Below are 18316 nucleotides of genomic sequence, written 5' to 3'. Positions count from 1 at the left end.
CAGCGCCGCGGCGCGTGCGCGTCATCGTCGTCGACGACAACGAGGACGCCGCCGAGGCGCTCGCCGCCTTCCTGTAGATGGAGGGCTGCGAGGCGCGCGTCGCCACCGATCCGCTGGCCGCGCTCGCGCTCGTCGACAGCTTCGCACCCGAGGTCGCGGTGCTCGACATCGGCCTGCCGCAGATGGACGGCTACGAGCTGGCCGGCCGCATCCACGCCAGCACCCGCGGTCGCGCCTGCCGGCTGATCGCCGTCACCGGCTACGGCCTGCCCGACGACCGGGCGCGCACCCGCGCGGCCGGCTTCGAGCTCCACTTCGTGAAGCCGGTCGATCTCGACGCCCTGCTGCACGCGGTGCGGCCGGCGTAGGTCCGGCGAGCTTGGAGCACGTCGATGCCATCGTCGTCGGCGCCGGCGTCGTCGGCCTCGCCTGCGCGCGCGAGCTCGCCCGGCGCGGCCTCGAGACGATCGTGCTCGAAGCCGATGCCGGCATCGGCAACGGCACCAGCTCGCGCAACAGCGAGGTCATCCACGCCGGGATCTACGACGCGCCCGGCTCGCTGAAGGCGACCCTGTGCGTCGCCGGCCGGCGCGCGCTCTATCCGTACTGCGAGTCGCACGGTGTCGGCCACCGCCGCTGCGGCAAGCTCGTCGTCGCGGCGACGCCGGCCCAGGTCGGGCTGCTGAAGGCGATCGCCGAGCGCGCCGTGGCCAACGGCGTCGAAGGCCTGCAGTGGCTCGGCGGCGCCGAGGCGCGCGCGCACGAGCCGGCGTTGCAGGGGGAGGCGGCGCTGCTCTCGACCGTGACCGGCATCGTCGACAGCCACGCGCTCATGCTCGCCTACCTCGGCGACCTGGAGCATGCCGGCGGCGGCCTCGTCGTCCGCTCGCCGGTCGAGGCCGCCACGGTCACGAGGGACGGCTTCGCGCTGCGCGTCGGCGGCGCCGAGCCCATGGAGATCGGCAGCCGCCTGCTCGTCAATGCCGCCGGCCTGCACGCGCAGGCGCTGGCGGGTCGCATCGAAGGCCTCGATCCGGGTCAGATCCCGCGTGCGTGGTTCGCCAAGGGCAACTACTACGCGCTCGCCGGTCGCTCGCCGTTCACGCGCCTGGTCTACCCGGTGCCCGAACCAGGCGGGCTCGGCGTGCACCTGACCCTCGACCTCGCCGGCCAGGCCCGCTTCGGCCCCGACGTCGAGTGGCTGCCCGACACCGCGTCGGCCGAGGCGATCGACTACGGCGTCGACCCGAGACGAAGCGAGCTGTTCTACGCCGCGATCCGCCGCTACTGGCCAGGCCTCCGCGACGGTGCGCTGGCCCCCGCCTACAGCGGCGTGCGGCCGAAGCTGCAGGGGCCGGGCGAGCCGGTCCGCGACTTCATGCTGCAGGGGCCCGAGGTGCACGGCGTCCCGGGGCTGATGAACCTCTACGGCATCGAGTCGCCGGGCCTGACGGCCAGCCTGGCCATCGCCGCCGAAGCGGCGCGTCGTCTGGGGATCGCGGGCAACCATGGATGATGCGCGTGGCCGCTGCGGACGTCGAGTCTTCTGCAGGTCGCGACCGGGGTGAGCGGCTGCCGCGGCGGGGCGTGGCGCAGAATCGAAGCGCCCGTCGACCATGGGGAGCCCATGCGCCGCGCCGGACATCGAAAGGGAGACGCTCCATGAGGTTCCATCGTCTGGCGGTCGCAGCCGCCGTCGCCTGCGCGTTCGCAGGCCCGGGCTCGGCGCACGACGGAGCGCAGGAAGGCCAGGGCAAGCTCGGCAAGGTGGCGTTCGCCAATTCGTGCGACGCCCGGGTCCAGACCGAGCTGCAACGCGGCATCGCGATGCTGCACTCGTTCTGGTTCACGGCCGGCGAGAAGGCCTTCCGCCAGGTCCTCGCAGACGACCCCGGCTGCGCGATCTCGACCTTCGGCGTCGCCGCGCTGCTGATGAACAACCCGCTGGCCGGCCAGGGTGCGTCGCCGCAGGCGGCCGAGACGGCCCAGGCGGCGATCACCGAAGGTCGGCGCATCGGCGCACGGACGCAGCGCGAGCGCGACTACATCGAGGCGGTGGCCGCCTACTACGCGGATTTCGCCAACCGCCCCGAGCGCGCGCGCCAGGTCTCTCGCGCCGAGGCCTTCGAGTCACTCGCGGCGAAGTACCCCGAGGACGACGAGGCGCAGATCTTCGCCGCCCTGTACATCGCCGGCACGCAGGCGCAGTCCGACCAGACCTACGCCGCCTACCTGAAGGCGGCCGACAAGCTGGAGAAGATGTTCGTCAAGTACTCCGACCATCCGGGCGTCGCCCACTACCTGATCCACAGCTACGACGCCCCGCCCATCGCCGCCAAGGGTTTGTCGGCGGCGCGCCGCTACTCGGCGATCGCGCCGGATGCGCCGCATGCGCTGCACATGCCGTCGCACATCTTCACGCGGGTGGGTGCATGGCAGGACTCGGTGGCCGGCAACCGGCGCTCGGCCGACGTCGCCAAGAAGGACGGCAACGGCAACGAGGCCTTCCACGCCGCCGACTACATGGTCTACGCCAACCTGCAGCTCGGCCGGCACCAGGAAGCACGCAAGGTGATCGCGGAATTCGACCGCGAGGTGAAGGTCAACCCGGCCATCTTCGTCGGCCCGTATGCAGCCGCAGCGATCCCGGCGCGCCTGGCCCTCGAGGCGGCCGACTGGGGCGCGGCGGCGCGGCTGCCGCAGCAGGAGACCCGGTTCCCCTTCGTCGCCGCGATCACGACCTTCGCGCGCGCGCTCGGCGCGGCCCGGCAGGGCGACGTCGCCGCCGCGGAGAGGGAAGCGCAGGCCCTGGAGGCACAGCACAAGGCGCTCCTCGAGGCCAGGAACAGCTACTGGGCCACCGAGGTCGAGGTGCAGCGGCTGGCGGCAGGCGCCTGGATCGCGCAGGCGCGCGGCGACAGCGTCGAGGCGGTGCGCCTGATGCGCGCGGCCGCGGACCTCGAGGACCGCAACGAGAAGCACATCGTGACGCCCGGGCGCGTGCTGCCGGCGCGCGAGCTGCTCGGCGACATGCTGCTCGCGGCGAAGCAGCCGGCCGAGGCGCTGAAGGAGTTCGAGCAGTCGCAGCAACGCGAGCCGAACCGCCTGCGCGGCATCGCCGGCGCGGCGCAAGCCGCCGAGGCCGCCGGCGATCGGGAAAAGGCACGGCGCTATCACGGCATGCTGGTCGAGCTGACGAAGCAGGCCGACACGCCGCTCCCGGCGGTCGAGCGGGCGAAGACCTACCTGGCCTCGCGATGAGCCGTGCCGCTCGCGTCGCGACGCGGCCTGTGCGTCACGCGTCCGCGGCACGGAGCGCACCGCGCCGCCGGCTCGCCATCGTCGTCCTTGCCCTGGCGATCGCCGGGCCGCTCGCAGCAGCGCCGGGCGGCGACGGCGAGGACCAGGCGCTGCAGGCCGACGCCGACTACAGCGCCGGACTCTCGGCGCTGAAGGCGGGCGACACGCCCACCGCGCTGATCCGCTTCCAGGCTGCGCTCAAGCGTTTCCCGGACGCGGCCGGTCTGCACAACGAGCTCGGCTTCGCGCATCGCAAGGCCGGCCAGCTCGACAAGGCCTTCGAGCACTACAAGCGGGCGCTGTCGATCGACCCGCGCCACCGCGCCGCGCATGAATACATCGGCGAGGCCTACCTGATGGCAGGCGACGTCGCGGGCGCCGAGAAGCACCTCGCGGCGCTGCGTTCGATCTGCCTGCTGTCCTGCGAGGAACTGACCGATCTGCGCAAGGCGATCGAGGCGCACAAGGCCCGGACCGCCAGGCGCTGAGCGCCGATCTACAGCCCGCTGCGGCCGCCGCCGGGCATGCCGCTGCCGGCCAGCCCGGTCGCCATGCCGCCCGACTTGAGATCGGTCGAGGATCCACCAGAGCCGTTGCCGACGCTGGCCCCCCCGCTCACGGTGCCGCGCCAGGCGCCGGTCTCGCGGCCGCGGCTCTCGAGGAACTCCGAGAAGCGCTTCAGGTTGCTGCTGGTCTCCATCTTCACCGCCCCGAGCGCGTCGCCGATCTTCTCGAGCGCGTTGCGCGGCTGGTACGACATGCGCAGCGTGACGCGGGTGCGGCTGGCACCGAGCGGCTCGAAGCTCACCGCGCCGGAGTTCGGCGGCCCGCTCGTGCTCTTCCAGGCGATGCGCCGGTCGGGAATCTGGTTCGTGATCTCGGCATCCCATTGCTCTTCCTTGCCGGCGATGCGGGCACGCCAGTGCAGGTGGGTGTCGTCGACCTGCCGCACTTCCAGCACGTCATGCATGAAGTTCGGGAAGTCCTCGAACTGGGTCCACTGGTTGTAGGCGGTGCTCACCGGCACGTCGACCTCGATCGAGTCCTCGACGAACTTCTGCTCGCCCTGCACCGATGGCGCGCCGGCGCCCATCTGCTTCTTCAACCAGATCCCCGCCGCTGCCAGCGCGACAATGGCGACCAACCTGCTTCCTGCCATGACATTGCTCCTGGTGAATGGGCCCCGCGGACCCTCATGTGACCGGAGACTTCGGCATTTCCCGTGCCGGCGCCCGCGCCGGGTCGCGGTCGACCTGGCCACGGCGGCCCCGGACCACCCGCCGGTGCTGATCGTGCTCGGCTAGGACCCGAGCACGACGCGAAAGCCGATGTTGCTTGCCGAACTGTCGGGGCTGTTGGCGCTCCGGGCCGCGACGCGGTAGCGGTTGCAGTAGGAGTCGTGGCAGAGGAAGGAGCCGCCGCGCAGCGCACGCTGGCCGCCCTCGCGGCCGTCGGCGCACCACTCCCAGACGTTGCCGCAGACGTCGTGCAGGCCGAAGCCGTTCGGCGCGCCGCCATCGGCGTCGATCGGGCCGGGTTGCCAGCCGGGCGCGGGTGCGCTCGGGAACGTGCCGCGGAAGACGTTGCAGAGCGGCACGCCGTCCGAGTCGAGGAGGTCGTCGCCCCACGCGAAGCGCTTGCCCTCGAGGCCGCCGCGTGCGGCGCGCTCCCATTCCGCCTCGCTCGGCAGGCGCGCCCCGGCCCAGGCGCTGTACGCGACGGCGTCGTGCCACGACACGTGCACGACCGGATGCCCGGGCCGGTCGCGCACGTGCGAGCCCGGCCCCTCCGGCCGCTGCCAGGAGGCGTGCGCGACCGGCAGCCACCATGGCAGGCCGGCGACGACGCGGGATGCGCTCGATCGCGCGGCCGCCGGCAGCTGCAGGTAGAAGACGTACGACGAGCCGTCGCGCTCGGCGTCGGTGACGTGGCGGGCGGCGCGGATGAAGGCGGCGAACTCGCGGTTGGTGACCGCGGTCGCGCCGATGCGAAACGGCTCGACCGCTACGTTGCGCACCGGGCCCTCGCCGTCGCCCGGCACGGCGTCGGCCCCGTCGTTGCCCATCGCGAACGCGCCGCCGGGGATGTCGCACCAGCGGACCGCGAGCGGGGCGCCGTCCGGCGCCGGCGCCGCGACGGGCGCCGCTGCCGATGCAGGCGTCGACCCCTCGGCGTGCGGAGCACAGCAGGAGCTCATCGCCCGATGATGCCGCAGCGCGCGGCCCCGCAGTGCTAACGTAGCGCGCACTTTCGGCCTCCGGCGCCGACGAGGACCATCCGATGACAGAACAGAAACGCCCGCTGCAGCCGGGCGACGCCGTGCCCGATTTCACCTTGCCGGCGGTCAACCGCGAGGGCAGCGTCTCCCTCCACGACTTGCGCGGCAGGCCGTTCCTGATCGGCTTCTTCCGCGGCCTTCACTGCCCGTTCTGCCGCCGCCAGGTGGTGCAGCTCGCCAGCGTCCAGCCGGCGCTGAAGGCGGCCGGCGTGGAGACGATCGCCGTCGTCAACACCCCGATCGAGCGCGCCCGCCTGTACTACCGGCATCGGCCGACGACGGCCATGCTGCTGAGCGACCCGGATTGCGCCACGCACCGGGCCTTCGGGGTGCCGCACATCACCTTCCAGGCCGCGGGCAGCAGCGAGCCGCCGGAGTGGCCGTACCGGGCGAGCGAGGCGGCGTTCATGGCGGCGCGCGTCAACCCGACGGGCGAGCTCGACGAGCCGCTGCAGCCGATCGAGACCAACGCCGTCCTCAACGCCAAGCAGGGCTTCGAGATGGAGCCGGCCGATCACGCCATCCTCGAGACCCACTTCGCGCAGCTCGCCGGCCACTTCCTGGTGGATGCCGACGGCCGGGTCGCGTGGGCGCAGATCGAGGCCGCCGACGGGCCGAACAGCATCGGCACCTTCCCCACGCCGGCCGAGCTCATCGCCGCCGCAGACCGCCTGCGGCACTGAGCGCCGTCCTCAGCAGAGGAACGGCAGCACGACCAGCGAATCGCGGTCGACGCCCGCCTTCGCGCAGACCTCGTCGGCACGGATGAAGTACTGCTCGGCCCGCACGTCGTCGCCCTGGTCGAGGTACACCGTCGCCAGGCCCTCGTAGCAGGGGAACAGGAGCTGCGGCTCGCCCATCTCCTCGGCCAGCCCGCGCGCTTCCTCGTAGTACTTCAGGGCCAGGTCGAAGTGGCCGTGGCACTGGTGGATCTGGCCGAGCACGATCAGCGGCACCGCGAGGTGGTCGACCTGGCCGAGCTGGCGGTCGAGATCGATCGCCGATTGCGCCGCGCTCAGGCCGTCGTCGTCGCAGCGCTGCGTGAGCGCGCAGTAGGCGACGGCGAGGTTGGCGTACAGGCGCGACTGGAAGCCGAGGTCGCCGATCTTCTGCGCCGTCTCCAGGCCGAGCTGGCAGGTCCGCACGGCGCGGCCCGGGTCCAGCGTCGCGTACAGCACGCCGAGGTTGGCATAGCTGCGGCAGGCCGCCTGCAGCAGCCCCGCTTCCTCGGCGACGGCGACGCTGCGCTCGATGTGGGCCACGGCCTCGCCCGCGCGGTCAAGTCGCGCGAGCGCCGCGCCCAGCGTGTTGTGGGCGTGCGAGATCGCCGCGGCGGCCGTGCGGCGATGGGCCTCGTCGCCGCGGCCGATGCCGGCGGCGCGCTCGGCCTGGTGCCGCGCCCGGCCGGCCCAGCCGAGCGCGCCGTGGTTGTCGCCAGTACGAAAGGCCAGGCGCCCCATTTCCTGGCAGAGGTGGGCCAGCTCGATGCCGGTGTCGAGGTCGATCGCCACGACATCGGCGTCGCCGCCGAGCAGCCGCAATCCTTCACGCAGGCAGGCGAAGCTGGGCTCGCGCTCGCCGGCGTCCCAGTGCAGGCCGGCAAGCTTGCGCTGCACCCGTGCCTCGCGCACCGTGTGCCCGCCGGCGCGAGCCGACGCGAGAACCGCATCGAAATGCGCCTGCGCCTCGGCACGGCAGCCGACCGGGCCGAGCAGGTCGCCCATGCTCTCGCGCACGTCGGCGATGGCCCCATCGTCGTGGGTTCGGGCGCTCTCCAGCAGGGCGAGGGCGCGCGTGTAGTAACGCAGCGCGTCCTCGTTGGCGTAGATGCCGCGGGCCCAGTCGCCGGCGCGCACCAGGTAGCGCGCGCCGCGCCGGCGGTCCTCGCCATGGCTGAAGTGGTGGCCGAGCGCCTCGAGGTCCTCGAGCCGCGCCGGCTCCGTGCCGTGCAGGCCCTCGAGCACCGTGCCGGCGCGCTGGTGCAGCTCGGTGCGACGGCGGAGCAGCAGGTTCTGGTAGGCCACGTCGTGCGCCAGCGTGCTGGCGAAGCGGTAGCGCGCGGCGGCATGCTCTCCGGGCTGCGCCTGCGTCGCCGCGATCGGCACCAGCAGCTCGGCCTGGCACAGCATCGCGAGCAGCGCCGGATCGCCCGCCGCCGCATCCAGCTCGCTCAGCAGCGCCCCGTCGAAGCGCGGCCCGAGGATGGCGGCGCACTGCAGCGTGTGCCGGGCCGGCGGCGGCAGCCGGTCCATGCGCGACAGCAGCAGGCCCTCGATCGACGAGGGCACGTCCACCGGGCCCGCCCCTGACGCGCAGCGCCAGCGACCGCCTGCGTCCCTGGCCAGCACGCCGTTCGAGATGAGGCCGCGAACGACCTCCTCGAGATACAGCGGGTTGCCCCCGGCCTGGCTGACGATGCGCTCGTGCAGGCCGCGCCCGAGCGGCGACTCCGCGGCGGGGCCGAACAGGGCGGCGAGCAGCGCATCGATGGCGTCGTCGGCCAGCGGCTCGAGCCGCAGCGCGGTGTGCGCGGCGCGGCCGAAGTCGAGCGCGCCGGGGTCGAACGGCGGCCGGCCTGTCAACATCACCAGCAGGGGGCGCTCGCAGAGCCAGTCGGCGAGCGTGCACATGCCTTCGATGGACGCCGCGTCGGCCCACTGCAGGTCCTCGAGCACCAGCACCAGCGGGCCGTGCGCGAGGCGGCGTTCGAACACCGTGCGGATCGTCATGAAGATCTGGTGCTTGAGCCGCTCGGGCTCGATCTCGCTCGACTGCTCGACCGACTGTAGGCCGAGGATGTAGCCGATGACCGGGACCACGCGTTCGAGCTCGACCGGGGCGGCGCCGATCTCACGCAATCCCTGCTCGACCTTGCGGCGGGCGGTCGCGAGCGAATCGGCCGCACCGACGCCGTACCCTTCGCGAAACAGGCCGGCGGCTATGCCGTAGGGGCGCGCCCCGACCGACGAGCAGACGACGCGGCGCACCGCCGCCCGGCCGAAGCCAGGCGCGGCGGCCAGGCGCTCGAGCAAGGCATGGACCAGGCGCTTCTTGCCGACGCCGGCCTGGGCGACCAGGCTCACCACCTGGGCGCGGCCGTCGGTCACGCGCAGCGCGGCGGCGAGCACCTGGGCCAGCTCGGCCTCGCGGCCGACGAGTGGCGCCTCCAGGCCGTGCGCCGCGAGGCCGCGCAGGTCGTGCAGCCCGGCCTCGACGATGCCGAGCAGGCGCCAGACGGGGAGCGGCTCGGCCTTGCCCTTCAGCGCCAGCGTGCCGGCGGCCTCGAACGCGAACTCGCGCTCGGTGAGCTGGCGCGTGGCCGCGCTCACCAGCGTCTGCCCCGCACCGGCCGCCGACTGCAGGCGCGCCGCCGTGTTCACGACGTCGCCGGTGACCGCGTAGGCCGCATCGGCCGACGTGCCCAGACGGCCGGCCACGACGCGGCCCGTGTTGATGCCGATGTGCAGCGCCAGCGGGCTGCCGATCTGCTCGCGCCAGCGCTCGCTCAGCTCGGCCGCGCACGCATGCATGTCGAGTGCCGCGCGCAAGGCCCGCTGCGGGTCGTCTTCGTGCGCCAACGGCGCGCCGAAGACGGCGACGACCGCGTCGCCGATGAACTTCTCCGGGAAGGCGTCGAAGCGGTCGATCACGCCGCGCAGGGCTCCGAACAGGTCGGTCTGCAGCCGGCGCACGTCTTCAGGGTCGAGGCGCTCGGAGATCGAGGTAAAGCCGGAGAGGTCGGCGAAGAGGACGGTGGCGGTACGGCGGTCGCCGTCGGGGGTGACCGCCGGCGCCACCGGGGCTGGCGGCGTTATCGGTGCTATCGGTGCTATCGGCGCGGTCGACGCAGCCGGCGGCGCCGCCAGCTTCTGCCCGCAGCCGGGGCAGAAGGCGAAGCCGACGGAGACGTCGAACTGGCACTGGCCGCATTTCATCCCGACGCATCCCGTGGAGACACTGGCGCGGCGGAGGATACGCGCCGGACCGTGCGGGCCCGGTGCCGTTCATGCGCCGGCTCTCAGGGCGTGCTGCTGCGCACGTGGCGGGCGAACGCCGGCCGCGCGGCCAGCCGGGCGTAGTACGCCTGCACGAGCGGCAGGCTCGGACGCTGCTCCATCGGCGTCGCGATCCAGCGATGCGTGGCGACGCCGAGCGACACGTCGGCGAGCGTGAACGCCGGGCCGGCGGCGTGCCCGCCGGTCACCTCGAGCTGGCCCTCGAGGATCTGCATGTGGCGGTGCCAGGCGGCGATGCTCGCCGCGACCGCCTGCGCGTCGGCGTGCGCCGCGCTCCGGCGCACGATCGACATGAAGGCATAGCTCCACGCGCCGTTGAGCTGCGTGGCCTGCCAGTCCATCCACTGCTCGACGCGGGCGCGCGCCTTCGACTCCGCGGGCAGGAGGTCGGCCCGGCCCTCGCGGCCGGCGAGGTAGCGGCAAATCGTGTTCGACTCCCAGAGCACGAAGTGGCCGTCGACGATCACCGGCACCAGGCGGTTCGGGTTGAGCGACTCGAAGCCGGCCGGCAAGGCGGACTGGAAGCCCGTGCCCCAGGGCTCGTGGGCGACCGCCAGCCCCAGCTCGTCGCAGAGCCAGAGGACCTTCTTGACGTTGACGGACGAGGGCGGCCGAGGAGGCGCAGGGGCGCGGTCATCGCCGGATGGTAGCGAGCGACCTTCGCGCCGAAACCGACGCCCGGCGCGAGGTGCGCCGAGTCGGCCCTCGGTCAGGCGCTCTGGTGCGTCGCCGGTGCGCTGGCCCGGGCGCGCAGCCCCGGCGATACGCGGACGCGTTCGTCGTAGGGCCAAGGCGCTGCGACGTCGACGAACCCGTCGTTCGCGGCGCGCCGGGCCTGCTCCTGCAGCACCGCGATGGCGCCGTCGCGGCCGGACAGCGCCCGGCCGACGAAGAACATGCCTACAGCGAGCGACGCGAGCCGGGCCGCCGGGCCGTGACGCCGGCGCACGAGCAGGTAGATGCCGAGCGCGAACGCCAGCCAGTGTTCACCCGGGACGCCGGGGCGTTGCGCATCCCAGCGCTGCAGGCGGCGGAGGGGCGAGCTGTCGTCGGTGTCGTTCATTGGCCTGGGGTGGGAGAAGAGGTGTGTCGTCCGGCAATGCCGGTGCCTGCACACCCAGAAGCCCGCCGAGGCTGCCGTGAAGGACCGCCATCGAGTCGTCACTCGAACCCCGGCTCGTCCCACCAGGGAAAGAACCCCGGCATGTCCTTCGACACCCGATCCGGGAACACCGCCCTCCGCTTCTCGAGGAACGCCCCGACTCCCTCGCGAACATCCGCCGACTGCCCGCGCGACTGGATCGCCCGGCTGTCGATCCGATGCGCCTCCATCGGATGCGCCGCCGCAGACAACCGCCACAGCATCTGCCGGGTGAGCGCCACCGACACCGGCGCGGCGTTGTCGGCGATCTCTCTCGCGAGCGCCCGCGCCGCAGGCAGCAGCTCGTCGGGCGCATGCAGCGAGCGCACGAGGCCGCGCGCGAGCGCCTCGTCCGCGCCGAAGACGCGGCCGGTCATGCACCACTCGAGCGCCGTCTGCATGCCGACCAGGCGCGGCAGGAACCACGACGAGGCCGCCTCGGGCGTGATGCCACGGCGCGTGAACACGAACCCGAAGCGCGCCGCCGTCGACGCCATGCGGATGTCCATCGGCAGCTGCATCGTCGCGCCGATGCCGACAGCGGCGCCGTTGATCGCGCCAATCACGGGCTTGAGGCTCTCGTAGATGCGCAGCGTGTTGGTGCCGCCGCCGTCGCGGTAGACGGCGCCGACCTTCAGCTTCTCGAGGTAGGGCTGGTGCTGCGGCGCCTGGCGGTCGAAGGTGTCGCCGCCCGAAGCGAGGTCGGCGCCGGCGCAGAAGGCGCGGCCGGCCCCGGTGACGATGACCGCACGCACGGCATCGTCGGCGTCGGTCTCGTCGAACAGCAGGCCGAGCTCGACGCGCATCTGGCCGTTGTAGGCGTTGAGCTTGTCGGGACGGTCGAGGGTGATCGTCGCGATGCCGTCGGCGACGTCGTAGCGCGTGGTCCGCAGTGGCGGGAGGGGCATGGCTGTCTCCTTGCGTGCTGGCCGGCCGCAGGAGCGCGAAGCCGTCCGGCTGCGTTGTCAGGCGATTCGGTGGGCCCCGGTCGGCACGGTCGGCACGCGGCCCTTGATCGCGTTGGCACGCGCGCCGAACGTGACCTGTCCATCGGCGGCGACGGTCGCGCGCGCCCGGACCCGACCCTTGAGTCGCTCCCCGTCGGCCGCGGTCAAGCCGGCAATCCGAGGCGCGATGCGCGGCCCCGTCTGCGCGATGCGCCAGAACGTCTGGAAGTCGTCGAAGCGCCGCTCGACGGCGATGGTGCAGGTCTGCACGTCGACGAGCCCGGCACCCGCCCACAGGGCGCGCAGGTTCTCCAGCCGCGACGCCTCGACGCTCGGGGGCTGCACCGGCGCGACGCCGAGGGCCGCGAGCTCCTCCATCACGGCGGCGTACGGGAAGCCGCCGCCGAGGATGTCCCACGCGTAGGCCGAGACGCTGCCGCCCGGGCGCGTGACGCGGACCATCTCGGCGACGCCCTTCACCGGGTCGGGCACGAAGAAGATCACCAGCGCCATCACCGCGGCATCGTGCCCGGCGTCGGGGTAGGGCAGCGCCGTCGCGTCGCCGACGGCGAAGCGGGCCGGCCGCCCCGGGAGCCGCTCGGCGGCGTACGCGACCTGCGCGTCGGAGGGGTCGATGCCCTCGACGTGCGCCGGCGCGGCGCGATCGAGCAGCAGCTCGGTGAAGGCGCCGTTGCCGCAGCCGACATCGGCCCAGCGCCCGCCCGGCGCCGGCGCGAGCCAGGCGAGAAAGCGCTCGCCGGCCAGGCGGCTCCACACGCCCATGAAGCCCTCGTAGGCGGCGCCGTCGTCGAACCTGATCTGTGGCCCCTGCTCCTTCATGGCGATCCGCTCCTTGTCAGGTCTCGTCCTTTTCCCAGAACGCGCGCGTCACGCCCTGGCCCTGCATCAGCGCGACGACCTTGTCGCGGTCGAGCACGCCGCAGCGTGCGGCCCAGGCGTCGTACTGGGCCGCCATCGCCCGCACCCGCGCCGGTTGCAGCGACGCGAGGTCGTGCAGCTCGGTCCGGTCGGCCTCCATGTCGTAGAGCTCCCAGGCGCGCGGATAGCGCCGGACCAGCTTCCAGCGGCCGATGCGCACCGCCGCGTTGCCCTCGTGCTCCCAGAACATGGGCCTGCGGTCGTCGCCGGAGGTGTCCTGGCCGAACACCGGGCGCAGCGACTGGCCCTCGAGCGGCTCGACCGCGTGGCCCTCGAAGCTCGACGGGTAGCTGGCGCCGGTGACGTCGACGATCGTCGCCATGATGTCGGGCAGGTAGCCGGGCGCGTGCCGCACCGTGCCGTTCTCCTGCGCCGCGATGCCGTTCGGCCAGTGCGCGATCAGCGGCGTGGCGATGCCGCCCTCGTGAATCCAGTGCTTGTAGAGGCGGAACGGGCTGTTCGACAGGTTGGCCCAGGCCGTGCCGTAGCTCTGGTACGTGTTCTCCGGCCCCGGCATGCGTGCGACGTCGTTGCCGAAGTGCACCGGCTCGCCGCTGCGCGTGCTGCGGCGCGCGATCATGAGCTTGTCGACGAGCTCGTCGATGGTCACGTCCTGCGGGATGTCTTCGGCGCAGGCGCCGTTGTCGGCGAGGAAGACGAGCAGCGTGTCGTCGAGCTGGCCGTGCTTCTCGAGCGTGGCGACGAGGCGGCCGATGCCCTGGTCCATGCGGTCGATCTGCGCCGCGTAGACCTCCATGCAGCGCAGCGTCCAGGCGCGGAACTGCTCGTCGCGCTCGGCCTCGCTCCACGGCGGCTGCGTCGGGTCGCGCTCGGTGAGCTTCCAGTGCGGCTGCAGGAGGCCGCTGGCGACGAGCTTGTCGAGCCGCTCCTGGCGCAGCGCGTCCCAGCCGACGTCGAAGCGGCCGCGGTAGCGGGCGATGTCCTCGTCGTGCGCGTGCAGCGGCCAGTGCGGCGCGGTGTAGGCGACATATTCGAAGAAGGGCCGGTCGCGGTGCGCGCCGCTGCAGTGCTGCTCGACGAAGGCGCAGGCGTTGTCGCTGATCGCGTCGGTGTAGAAGAAGCCGGGCGCGCGCGCCTCGTGCTCGATGTTGTCGTTGCCGCGGGTCAGCGTGTTGGGGTCGTAGAAGCTGCCGGCGCCGATGATCGTGCCGTAGAAGGCGTCGAAGCCGCGCTGCAGCGGCCAGGCGTCGGTCGGCTTCGTCAGGCTCGAGGCGACGTGCCACTTGCCGCTCATGTAGGTCCGGTAGCCGTGTGCCTTCAGCACCTGCGGGATCGTCACGCAGCGGTGGTTCAGATTCCCGGCATAGCCCTCGGGCCCGGAGTCGTAGGTGAGGATGCCGATGCCGGTCTGGTGCGGGTGCAGCCCGGTCATGAGCGAGGCCCGGCTCGGGCTGCAGCGCGCGGTGTTGTAGAACGAGCTGAAGCGCAGGCCGTGCGCGGCGAGGCGGTCGAGGTTCGGCGTCAGCACCTCGCCGCCGTAGCAGCCGAGGTCGGAATAGCCCATGTCGTCGTTGAGGATCAGGACGACGTTCGGTTTGCGGCTGGCGTTCATGGCGGTGCCTGCGTGTGGGTCGGTGGGTCGATGCGCTCAGGCGAGGCGGGCGCCGCTCGTCGCGTCGAAGAGGTGCGCGTCTTCCGGCGCGAAGGCGACGAAGACCGCGTCGCCTTCCTGCACCGGCTCGGCGCCGGAGCCCTTGAGCTTGACGAGGCGACCGTCGACGCGCAGGTTGACGATGGTCGTGTCGCCCAGGTCCTCGATGCGCTCGATAGTCGCGGCGATGCCGCCTTCGCCGAGGCGCAGGTCGGCCGGCCGCACGCCGAGCGTGACGGCGCGCGGGCTCGCCGTGCTGGCGGCGACGGCCAGGGTCGAGCCGGCGGCGCTGACGGCGTGGCCGTCCCACTCGCCCGGCAGCAGGTTCATCGGCGGCGTGCCGATGAAGCCGGCGACCTCGACCGTGCTCGGCCGGTCGAAGATCTCGCGCGGCGTGCCGACCTGGACGATGCGGCCGTCCATGAAGACGGCGATTCGGTCGGCCAGCGTCATGGCCTCTTCCTGGTCGTGCGTCACGTAGACGGTGGTCACGCCGAGCGAGCGCTGGAGCTTGCGCAGCTCGAGGCGCGTCTCGAGGCGCAGCTTGGCGTCGAGGTTGGAGAGCGGCTCGTCGAGGAGGAAGAGGCGCGGCTGGCGCACGATGGCGCGGGCCAGGGCAACCCGCTGCTGCTGTCCGCCCGAGAGCTGCCCCGGCGTGCGCTGCAGCAGGTGGCCGATGCCGACGCTGGCGGCGGCGCCGGCCACGGCGCGGCCGATCGCGTCGCGCGGCGTGCCGACCATCTTCAGCGGGAAGCCCACGTTCTGCTCGACCGTCATGTGCGGGTAGAGGGCGTAGCTCTGGAACACCATCGCCACGTCGCGCGCGCCGGGCTCGGTGGTCGTGACGTCGACGCCATCCATCAGCACGCGGCCGGCGCTCACCGCCTCGAGCCCGGCGAGGATGCGCAGCGTCGTCGTCTTGCCCGAGCCCGAGGGGCCGAGCAGGACGAAGAACTCGCCGGGCTCGATGGCGAGGTCGATCCCGTGCAGCACGGTCGTCGCGCCGTGCTGCTTGACGATGCCCTCGATCTGCACGCGGCCGGGCCGCGGCGCCGCGGTGGAGGGCTGGACGGCGTCGTTCACCGCCGCCCCCCGCCCTTGACCGCGCCGACGGTGAGCCCCTTGACGATGTGCCGCTGCGCGAAGATGCCGATCAGAATCACCGGCGCCATGGCCAGCATCGCGCCGGCGGCGAGCTTCGCCCACTGCGTCTGCTCGACGGAGATGAAGTTGAACATCGCGACGGTCACCGGCCGGACCCGATTGCCGCCGAGGACGACCGCGAACATGAACTCGTTCCAGGCGTTGAGGAAGACGAAGATCGTCGTCACCGCGATGCCGCCGCGCACCTGCGGCAGGATCACGTGCCACAACGCGCCGAGGCGGCCGGCTCGGTCTAGCAGCGCGGCCTCCTCCATCTCGAGCGGCACGTCCTCGAAGTACGAGACCATGAGCCAGATCGCGAACGGCAGCGAGAACGTGAGGTAGATGACCGTCAGGCCGCTGTAGCTGTCGAGCCCGCCGATCTTCTGCAGCACCAGGTAGTACGGAATGATGAGCCCCACCGGCGGCAGCATCTGCGTCGCCAGCACGTAGAAGCCGGTGCCGCGCTTGGCCGGGAAGCGAAGCCGCGCCATGGCGTAGGCGGCGGGGATGGCGAAGAGCATCGTCAGCAGCGTCGCCATCGTCGCCACGATGAAGCTGGAGACGAGGTTCGGCACGATCGACGATGCGCCGAAGATGACTTCCCTGTAGTTGGCGAGCGTCGGCCTGAAGAAGAAGACCGGCGGGTAGGCGAGCACGTCGCGTTCGGTCTTGAACGAGGTGAGCAGGCCCCAGATCACGGGAAAGACCCAAACCGCGAGGCTGATGCCGGCTATGGCGTAGAGCGCGACCACTCTAGGGATGGCAGGCCTGGCGGCGGTGTTCATGTCCGCCGACCTTCGCTGTCGCGCCGCGCGTCGCGGCAGGCGGTGCCTGGCGGTGGCGAAGACGCTCGCGGTCGGCGCTGCGCGCCGACTCCACTGCGCCGCTCGCGGCGGGATCGCGCCGCAGAACTCGCTTCGTTCGCTGCGCTCACTGCGCTCAGACAACTGCGGCGAGCCAGATGACGAAGCGCGCGCTTCGCGCGCGCCGATCCCGCCGCTGCGCTGCTCGTCGCTCCCGACATCGCCTCCGCCAGGCATCGCCTGCCGCGACTCCTGCCTACCGGGCGGTGCCCTGTGCGCGCGCCCACTGGTTCAGCGAAGGCGCGGGCGGGCAGGCGGCGGGGCGTGTCTGTGGCGCCGAGAAACGCAGGCCTCGTGGCCGCGCGCGCAGCGCGCTTCGTCGTCAAATTTGCCGCAGCTGTCTGAGCGCAGTGAGCGAAGCGAACGAAGCGAGTTCTGCGGCGGGCCACGAGGTCGAGCATCGCAGCGGAGTCGGCGCCCTGGCGCCGACCGCCGAAGTCTCGCGCCGACGCCTGCCCGCTCGCGCCTTCGCCCCTCCCCCGCTCGCGCGACGCGATCGAACTCATCGACCTTTCGCCCTTCGCAGCCGGAACATGAAGTACGAGATCAGCATCGTGATCGCCAGCAGCACCATCGCGAGAGACGCACCGTAGCCGAGGTTGAGCTCGGTGAACGAGGTTCGGTAGGCGTAGAGGTTGAGGATCTCCGTCGCCGAGCCGGGCCCGCCGCCGGTGGCGGCGAAGATAGCGGCGAAGGCGGAGAGCGCCGTCATCATGCGCAGGATGACGACCATCACGATCGCCGGGCGAATGAGGGGCAGCGTCAGGTGCACGAAGCACTTCCAGGCGCCGGCACGGTCGAGCCGGGCGGCTTCGTAGACGTCGGGCGGCAGGGTCGAGAGCGTCGCCAGGAGGACGAGGAAAGCGAACGGCGTCCACTGCCAGGTGTGGATGGCGATCACCGAGATCAGCGCCAGCTGCGGGTCGCCGAGCCAGTTGTGACTGCCGAGGCCGAGGCTGCGGGTGACGAGGTCGACCAGGCCGAAGTCCGGCGCCAGGACCAGCGTGCGCCAGAACAGGCCGACCACCACCGGCGCCAGCACGATCGGCAGGATGGCGGCGACGCGCAGCAGCGCCTGGCCGCGCGGGATCTGCAGCACCAGGAGCGCGAGCGACAGGCCGATCAGCACCTGCAGCACGACCGTGCAGCCGGTGTAGATGCCGGTCAGCAGCAGCGAATTCCAGAAGCGCGGGTCGCTGCCCATCTTGGCGTAGTTGCCTGTGCCGGCGAAGCCCGACAGCCAGGGCATGCCGAGGTCGATGCGGTGCAGGCTGGTCCAGCCGAGGTAGACGAGCGGCGCCGTCGTCGTCAGGGCGAGGACGAGCAGCGCCGGCACCAGCAGGGTCAGGGCGAAGCGGCGCTCCTGCGCTTCCAGCGTCGGCATGCCTCGCCCCGCAGTCGTCAGCCTTTCAGGATCTGCGTGATGCGCGCCTGCGCCTCGTCCAGCGCTTCCTTCGGCTTCTTCTGGCCGACGAGAGCCGACTGGATCGCGGTGGCCATCGTCTCGCCGATGGCCGGCCACTGCGGCACGCGCGGGCGCCACTCGACGTCGGTGTCCTGCTCGAGCGACTCGAGCGCGGCGGGGATGAAGTTGTCGCCCGCGCCCTGCATCGCCGCCGCGAACTCGGGCGAGCGCCAGAGCGACATGCGGTTGATGCCGGAGCGCTTGGCTGGCCCGGCGAACTTCCACGAGGTGCGCGCCTGCGTCTCGGCCGACGCGGCCCACGCGATGAAGAGCCAGGTCGCCTTCTTCTGCCTGTCGGTGAGGGCGAAGTTGATCGGGAAGCCCCAGTTCCAGATCGAGGTGACGCGCTTGCCGTTCGGGCCCTTCGGCCAGCGCGCGTAGGCGATCTTGCCGACGACCTTCGACTTCTCCGGGTTGTTGATCACGGCCGCGGACGAGTGGGCGTCGATGTAGGTGGCGACCGTGCCCTGCGAGAAGGCGTCGGCGATGTCCGGCCAGTTCCAGTTGCGCACCGCCGGCGGCGCGTAGGCCGTCAGCGTGTCGACGTACCACTGCAGCGCCTGCACCGCCTGCGGCGAGTTGACGACGACGTTGCCGCCCTGCATCCAG

Annotated in this window: 17 protein-coding genes; 5 read left to right on the top strand and 12 right to left on the bottom strand. The window is 72.3% G+C overall.

What is annotated here, in order from left to right:
• Window positions 1-77 precede the first annotated feature (77 nt).
• The 4 genes from AC30N0_RS13075 (at window position 78) to AC30N0_RS13060 (ending at window position 3788) form a co-directional block, all read left to right on the top strand.
• Window positions 78-368: a response regulator gene (locus AC30N0_RS13075; RefSeq protein WP_489518346.1), complete on the top strand. Its 291-nt coding sequence runs from the start codon at window positions 78-80 to the stop codon at window positions 366-368.
• Window positions 369-379: 11 nt separating this feature from the next.
• Window positions 380-1516, top strand: coding sequence for an NAD(P)/FAD-dependent oxidoreductase (locus AC30N0_RS13070; protein WP_489518345.1), 1137 nt, complete (start codon window positions 380-382; stop codon window positions 1514-1516).
• Window positions 1517-1662: 146 nt separating this feature from the next.
• The gene (locus tag AC30N0_RS13065; RefSeq protein WP_489518344.1) at window positions 1663-3261 is read left to right on the top strand and encodes a hypothetical protein; all 1599 of its coding nucleotides are present in this window, start codon (window positions 1663-1665) and stop codon (window positions 3259-3261) included.
• Window positions 3258-3788: a tetratricopeptide repeat protein gene (locus AC30N0_RS13060; protein ID WP_489518343.1), complete on the top strand. Its 531-nt coding sequence runs from the start codon at window positions 3258-3260 to the stop codon at window positions 3786-3788. Before AC30N0_RS13065 ends, AC30N0_RS13060 begins: the two co-directional genes overlap by 4 nt.
• An 8-nt stretch (window positions 3789-3796) precedes the next feature.
• Here AC30N0_RS13060 and AC30N0_RS13055 read toward each other — a convergent pair whose 3' ends face one another.
• Together AC30N0_RS13055 and AC30N0_RS13050 are read right to left on the bottom strand one after the other, a co-directional pair.
• The gene (locus tag AC30N0_RS13055) at window positions 3797-4459 is read right to left on the bottom strand and encodes an SRPBCC family protein (protein ID WP_489518342.1); all 663 of its coding nucleotides are present in this window, start codon (window positions 4457-4459) and stop codon (window positions 3797-3799) included.
• 141 nt (window positions 4460-4600) lie between these two features.
• Window positions 4601-5497, bottom strand: coding sequence for a formylglycine-generating enzyme family protein (locus tag AC30N0_RS13050; protein WP_489518341.1), 897 nt, complete (start codon window positions 5495-5497; stop codon window positions 4601-4603).
• 83 nt (window positions 5498-5580) lie between these two features.
• Here AC30N0_RS13050 and AC30N0_RS13045 point away from each other — a divergent pair, with 83 nt between their 5' ends.
• Window positions 5581-6261 (top strand): peroxiredoxin-like family protein, encoded by a 681-nt coding sequence (locus tag AC30N0_RS13045; protein WP_489518340.1) that lies wholly within the window; start codon window positions 5581-5583, stop codon window positions 6259-6261.
• A 9-nt stretch (window positions 6262-6270) separates the two neighbouring features.
• On the opposite strand, the gene AC30N0_RS13040 is transcribed toward AC30N0_RS13045, so the two are convergent.
• The 10 genes from AC30N0_RS13040 to AC30N0_RS12995 form a co-directional block, all read right to left on the bottom strand.
• The gene (locus AC30N0_RS13040; protein WP_489518339.1) at window positions 6271-9513 is read right to left on the bottom strand and encodes an adenylate/guanylate cyclase domain-containing protein; all 3243 of its coding nucleotides are present in this window, start codon (window positions 9511-9513) and stop codon (window positions 6271-6273) included.
• Between the two features lie 83 nt (window positions 9514-9596).
• Window positions 9597-10385, bottom strand: a complete 789-nt coding sequence (locus tag AC30N0_RS13035; RefSeq protein ID WP_489518338.1) for a glutathione S-transferase family protein — start codon at window positions 10383-10385, stop codon at window positions 9597-9599.
• Window positions 10304-10657, bottom strand: a complete 354-nt coding sequence (locus AC30N0_RS13030) for a hypothetical protein (RefSeq protein WP_489518337.1) — start codon at window positions 10655-10657, stop codon at window positions 10304-10306. The genes AC30N0_RS13035 and AC30N0_RS13030 overlap by 82 nt, the downstream gene beginning before the upstream one ends.
• A gap of 98 nt (window positions 10658-10755) precedes the next feature.
• A complete protein-coding gene (locus tag AC30N0_RS13025) occupies window positions 10756-11643 on the bottom strand; it encodes a crotonase/enoyl-CoA hydratase family protein (protein WP_489518336.1) in 888 nt (295 codons plus the stop codon).
• Between the two features lie 57 nt (window positions 11644-11700).
• The gene (locus AC30N0_RS13020; RefSeq protein WP_489518335.1) at window positions 11701-12522 is read right to left on the bottom strand and encodes a class I SAM-dependent methyltransferase; all 822 of its coding nucleotides are present in this window, start codon (window positions 12520-12522) and stop codon (window positions 11701-11703) included.
• 16 nt (window positions 12523-12538) lie between these two features.
• On the bottom strand, window positions 12539-14194 hold the full coding sequence (locus AC30N0_RS13015) for an arylsulfatase (protein WP_489518334.1): 1656 nt from the start codon (window positions 14192-14194) through the stop codon (window positions 12539-12541).
• Between the two features lie 36 nt (window positions 14195-14230).
• Window positions 14231-15316, bottom strand: a complete 1086-nt coding sequence (locus AC30N0_RS13010; protein WP_489518333.1) for an ABC transporter ATP-binding protein — start codon at window positions 15314-15316, stop codon at window positions 14231-14233.
• On the bottom strand, window positions 15313-16164 hold the full coding sequence (locus tag AC30N0_RS13005; protein ID WP_489518332.1) for a carbohydrate ABC transporter permease: 852 nt from the start codon (window positions 16162-16164) through the stop codon (window positions 15313-15315). Before AC30N0_RS13005 ends, AC30N0_RS13010 begins: the two co-directional genes overlap by 4 nt.
• Window positions 16165-16744: 580 nt before the next feature.
• Window positions 16745-17626 (bottom strand): carbohydrate ABC transporter permease, encoded by an 882-nt coding sequence (locus AC30N0_RS13000; protein WP_489518331.1) that lies wholly within the window; start codon window positions 17624-17626, stop codon window positions 16745-16747.
• Between the two features lie 17 nt (window positions 17627-17643).
• On the bottom strand, window positions 17644-18316 hold a 673-nt coding region (locus AC30N0_RS12995), incomplete at its 5' end, for an extracellular solute-binding protein (protein ID WP_489518330.1).

Origin of the sequence: Rhizobacter sp. (assembly GCF_031412495.1) — a bacterium.
In the GTDB taxonomy this organism is placed as follows: domain Bacteria; phylum Pseudomonadota; class Gammaproteobacteria; order Burkholderiales; family Burkholderiaceae_C; genus Schlegelella_A.
This window is presented reverse-complemented; position numbering and strand designations above follow the sequence as displayed.